General features: G+C 32.1%; 5 protein-coding genes. All 5 read left to right on the plus strand.

All coding sequences use genetic code 11. The annotated features are described in order from the left end of the window. The first annotated feature begins 263 nt into the window (after positions 1-263). The 5 genes from V7056_RS03195 to V7056_RS03215 all read left to right on the plus strand — a co-directional run bounded on the left by V7056_RS03195 (position 264) and on the right by V7056_RS03215 (position 4,640). Entirely contained in the window at positions 264-1,025 is a 762-nt protein-coding gene (locus V7056_RS03195; RefSeq protein ID WP_499699223.1) for a transporter substrate-binding domain-containing protein, read from the plus strand. 40 nt (positions 1,026-1,065) lie between these two features. After that, positions 1,066-2,406: an aspartate aminotransferase family protein gene (locus tag V7056_RS03200; RefSeq protein ID WP_499699225.1), complete on the plus strand. Its 1,341-nt coding sequence runs from the start codon at positions 1,066-1,068 to the stop codon at positions 2,404-2,406. A 68-nt stretch (positions 2,407-2,474) separates the two neighbouring features. Further along, a complete protein-coding gene (locus V7056_RS03205; RefSeq protein WP_499699227.1) occupies positions 2,475-3,134 on the plus strand; it encodes an amino acid ABC transporter permease in 660 nt (219 codons plus the stop codon). Next, positions 3,127-3,849 (plus strand): amino acid ABC transporter ATP-binding protein, encoded by a 723-nt coding sequence (locus V7056_RS03210; protein WP_499699229.1) that lies wholly within the window; start codon positions 3,127-3,129, stop codon positions 3,847-3,849. The genes V7056_RS03205 and V7056_RS03210 overlap by 8 nt, the downstream gene beginning before the upstream one ends. 221 nt (positions 3,850-4,070) lie before the next feature. Then, positions 4,071-4,640: a dihydrofolate reductase family protein gene (locus V7056_RS03215; RefSeq protein WP_499699231.1), complete on the plus strand. Its 570-nt coding sequence runs from the start codon at positions 4,071-4,073 to the stop codon at positions 4,638-4,640. The last annotated feature ends 101 nt before the right edge of the window (positions 4,641-4,741 follow it).

Raw genomic sequence — 4,741 nt, forward strand, 5'->3', positions numbered from 1 at the left:
GTTATTCACTAGTTTTGTATAAATATCTAAAAATAGTAAAACAGCAGTAAAAATATTTTTGTATAGTTTCGTTGGTATATAAGTGTTTGTGTAATTATTTTGTCGAAAAATATAAAATTGTGTTTGCATAATTATTAGTATGTGTTAAAATTCATTTTATAAAATAATTATTCATCGAAAAAAACTAGTTGTTTAATCTGAATTTAATCATGATAATAAAGATTAGTAGTTAGAATTTTTCAAAAATTAAGGGGGAAACAGTAATGAAAAAATTAATCGGAGTCTTATCTGCAACAGTATTATCAATCGGAATGTTATCAGCTTGTAATAGTAAATCATCTGATGACAAAACATTAATTTTAGGAACAAGTGCTGACTACAAACCATATGAGTTTATCGATACAAAGAATGACGATATTATTGGTTTTGATATTGATTTAGCAAAAGCGTTAGGTAAAAAAACTGGTTATGAAATTAAAGTGAAAGACCTTGATTTTACTTCTTTAATTACAGCAATGAATGCTGATAAAGTTGACTTTATTATGGCTGGAATGAAAGAAACACCAGAACGTGCGAAAAACGCTGACTTTACAGATTCATATTTTATCGATCAAAATCAAGTGGTTGTTAAAAAAGATTCAAATATTAGTAAAATAGAAGATTTAAAAGGGAAAACTGTTGGTGTTCAAGCAGGAACAATTCAAGAAACGAAAGCAAATGAAGTTTCAAAAACTGCAGGATTCAAAGTAGAAAATCGTAACAGAATTCCGGAATTAGTAGAGGAATTAAAAGCGGGTCGTTTTGATGCAGTAATTATTGAACAAACAGTTGCAAAAGGTTATTTAGATAAACTTGATATTATTGAAGGTTTACTAATTGAAGATTTCTTCGAGCAATCTGGTTCAGCAGTTGCATTTCCAAAGGATTCTAAGTTAACAGCTAAATTTGATAAAGCATTAGCGGAATTAAAAGAAGATGGAACAGTAGATAAATTAATAAAAAAATGGTTTGGGGATCTTAAATAAACGTCTTAAGAAGGTCGTTTAGATCAGGAGGAATGATTTGATGGAGAAAGATTGGAGTCACTTACTTGAAAAAATGCCTTTACGCTTAGCGCCTAGTATGGCGAAAGATCACCCAAATTTACCAGTTGTTAAAGAAGAAGGTTGTTATTACTACGGTGTAGATGGGAAGCAATATTTAGATTTTACTTCTGGTATTGCAACAACAAACGTTGGACACCGCCATCCAAAAGTAGTACAGGCTATTAAAGAAGGTGCTGATTCATTAGCGCATGGACCTTCAGGCGTAATAATCTATGAATCTATTTTAAAATTAGCTGATCAATTAGCAGACATACTACCAGGAAACTTAGATACATTTTTCTTTGGAAACAGTGGTACAGAAGCAATTGAAGGGGCTATTAAATTAGCTAAACACGCGACGAAGCGCCCGTATGTTGTTTCATTTATTGGTTGCTTTCACGGTCGTTCAATGGGGGCATTAAGTGTTACGACTTCAAAAAGTAAATATCGTAAATTTCTAAATCCTTCTGGTTCATACCAAATTCCATATGCAAATGTTTCAGAATGTCCTGAAGGAATGGACGAAGAATCATTTGTTGTTGATCGATTAGAAAAAGATTTTAAAAGATTATTTAATCATCAAGTAACACCAGAAGAAGTTGCAGCCGTAATCGTAGAACCAGTATTAGGTGAAGGTGGATATGTAGTTCCTCCAAAAGCATGGTTGAAAAAGATCCGTGAAATCTGTGATCAACATAATATTTTATTAATTTTCGATGAAGTACAGACTGGATTTGGTCGTACAGGTAACTGGTTTGCAGCTCATACATTTGATGTAACACCGGATATTATGGCAATTGCAAAAGGGATTGCAAACGGGATCCCGTTAAGTGCGACTGTGGCATCTAATGAATTAATGAAGCAATGGCCACTAGGTAGTCATGGAACAACTTTTGGTGGAAATCCAATTGCATGCTCGGCTGCACTTGCTGTATTAGAAATTATTAAAGAAGAAAATTTATTAGAAAATACTAAAGAGGTTGGAGCTTATGCTGTTGAGAAATTGCATGAGTTAAAGAAGAAGCACCCAGTAATTGGAGATATTCGTTCAATCGGTTTAATGATCGGAATTGAAATCATCAATCCATCAACAAAAGAACCGGATGGGGATGGCTTATTTAAGATTCTTGATCTCGCTTTAGAAAAAGGAGTTTTATTCTACTTCTGCGGAAATAATAGCGAAGTGATTAGAATGATCCCACCTTTAACAGTAACGAAAAGTCAAATTGATGATGGGCTAAACATCCTAGATGAAGCCTTAACTGAATATGAGCAATCAATTGGCTATGAATTATTTGAAACAAAAGGCATTGGTTTCTAAACCAGTGCTTTTTATCTAAATTAACAAAAATACACTTTTAAAGTCGAATAAATAAAGGAGTACAGTATATGAACTTAGATTTTACGCAAATCGTTCCTTCGATTCCATATATATTAGCCGGTTTAAAATTAACATTACTTGTTGTTTTATGTTCAATTTTATTAGGTTTAGTTTTAGCAATTCTACTTGCACTAATGAAAATTAGTCGTTCTAAATGGTTAGTTGTAATAGCTGATTTTTATACATCGATCTTCCGTGGGACGCCGATGGTACTGCAATTAATGATTATTTATTTTGGTCTTCCACAAATTATTGGATTTGAAATTGAGCAATTTCCAGCTGCTGTTCTAGCATTTGGATTAAACTCAGGTGCTTATGTTTCAGAAGTAATTCGTGCGGGGATTCTTGCAGTTGATAAAGGTCAACAAGAAGCGGCTTCTGCTCTTGGTATTCCATATCGCAAAATGATGGCAAAGATTATTTTACCTCAGGCATTTAAAAATATTTTACCAGCACTTATGAATGAATTTATAACATTAACGAAAGAATCAGCAATGGTAACAGTAATTGGTGCATCCGATTTAATGCGAAGAGCTTATTTAGTTGGTGGAGAATCGTATTCTTACATGGAACCATTAATTTTCGTAGCAGGGGTATACTATGTTTTAATTATGCTATTAACACTCCTAGGTAAAGCAGTTGAAAGGAGATTACGTACAAATGATTAAAATTAATGATTTATATAAAAGCTTTGGAAATGTAAATGTATTAAAAGGTATTACCACTACAATCGAAGAGGGATCTGTTGTGGCTGTAATTGGACCATCGGGTTCAGGTAAATCTACATTTTTAAGATGTATGAATTTATTAGAATCACCTACATCTGGTCAAATCTGGATGGATAATATGGAAATTACAAATCCGAAAAGTAATATTATGAAAATTAGAGAAGATGTAGGAATGGTATTTCAACATTTTCACCTTTTCCCTCATATGACCGTTTTAGAAAATATTACGTATGCACCAATTAATGTTAAAGGAATTAGCAAAAGTAAGGCTGAGGAAATTGCAAAAGAATTACTTGTAAAAGTTGGTTTAATTGAAAAAGCAGGGGTATATCCACCGAAGTTATCAGGTGGACAAAAACAACGTGTAGCAATTGCTAGAGCACTTGCAATGGAACCAAAAGTCATGCTTTTTGATGAACCAACATCAGCATTAGACCCTGAAATGGTTAAAGAAGTTCTAGAAGTAATGAAATCATTAGCTCATACAGGTATGACAATGGTGATTGTTACACATGAGATGGGATTTGCCAAAGAAGTAGCAGACCGTATTCTTTTCTTAGATGAAGGAAAATTAGTTGAAGATGCTACACCAATTGAACTATTTACAAAACCAAAAACAGATCGGGCTAAGCTGTTTTTAGAAAAAATATTATAGTTTAAGAGAAACTTAAAAAACTTACGAAAAGGCAACTAATTAATTTATTAATTGGTTGCTTTTTTATTAATTTATTATTTATCAAATTAAAATAACTGTATAATAACATTTGGAATAATAGGCTTTTAATATAGATGCGAGTTACATAAGAATTTAATAATAACAAATGATTAAAAACGTAATAAAAGAAACAAATCTGAGTAAAAAAAGGAGTAAGTAGTATGTCTGAAAATGTTAAACAAAGAAGAATTATTTTAGATTTAGCAGTTACGTTAGATGGTTTTATTGAAGGGGAAAATGGTGAAGTTGATTGGTGCATAATGGACCCAGAAATGGGGTTCACTGATTTTTTGAATCAAATTGATACGATTTTATATGGTAGAAAAAGCTATGATTTATGGGGACAACATACATCCAAAACGATAGACTCTGATACTGAAAAAGAAATGTGGAAAGTGGTTCATTGTAAGGAAAAGTATGTGTTTTCTAGATCACCAAAAGAGGATCATCAAGCAATATATATTAACGAAAATATACTAGAAGAAATTAGTAAATTGAAAAGTAAACCTGGTAAAGACATTTGGCTATATGGTGGCGCAAGTCTCATTACTACTTTTATCAATTTAGGGCTAGTAGATGAATTTAGATTATCAGTTCATCCTGTCATTTTGGGAGAAGGAAAACCAATGTTTATTGATATAAATAATAGAGTGAATTTAAAAATGGTGAATACACGCACGTTCTCTTCGGGCGTTGTGCAGCTAAACTATCTTTTGGATGGGAATGAATAAATTAATCTATTTCAATGAAACTAATCAAAATACTACAAATAGAAATTGCTTCTGAAAGGGGAACAATGATAGGTTTTCCTTTTTTATTTTTGTATTCTTTT

It is taken from the genome of Bacillus sp. JJ664 (genome assembly GCF_036962205.1).
Classification (GTDB): domain Bacteria; phylum Bacillota; class Bacilli; order Bacillales; family Bacillaceae_G; genus Gottfriedia.

Coding starts and splice junctions, on each gene's coding strand:
- V7056_RS03200 (WP_499699225.1), top strand. CDS start 1,066: ATGGAGAAAGATTGGAGTCACTTACTTGAAAAAATGCCTTTACGCTTA.
- V7056_RS03195 (WP_499699223.1), top strand. CDS start 264: ATGAAAAAATTAATCGGAGTCTTATCTGCAACAGTATTATCAATCGGA.
- V7056_RS03205 (WP_499699227.1), top strand. CDS start 2,475: ATGAACTTAGATTTTACGCAAATCGTTCCTTCGATTCCATATATATTA.
- V7056_RS03215 (WP_499699231.1), top strand. CDS start 4,071: ATGTCTGAAAATGTTAAACAAAGAAGAATTATTTTAGATTTAGCAGTT.
- V7056_RS03210 (WP_499699229.1), top strand. CDS start 3,127: ATGATTAAAATTAATGATTTATATAAAAGCTTTGGAAATGTAAATGTA.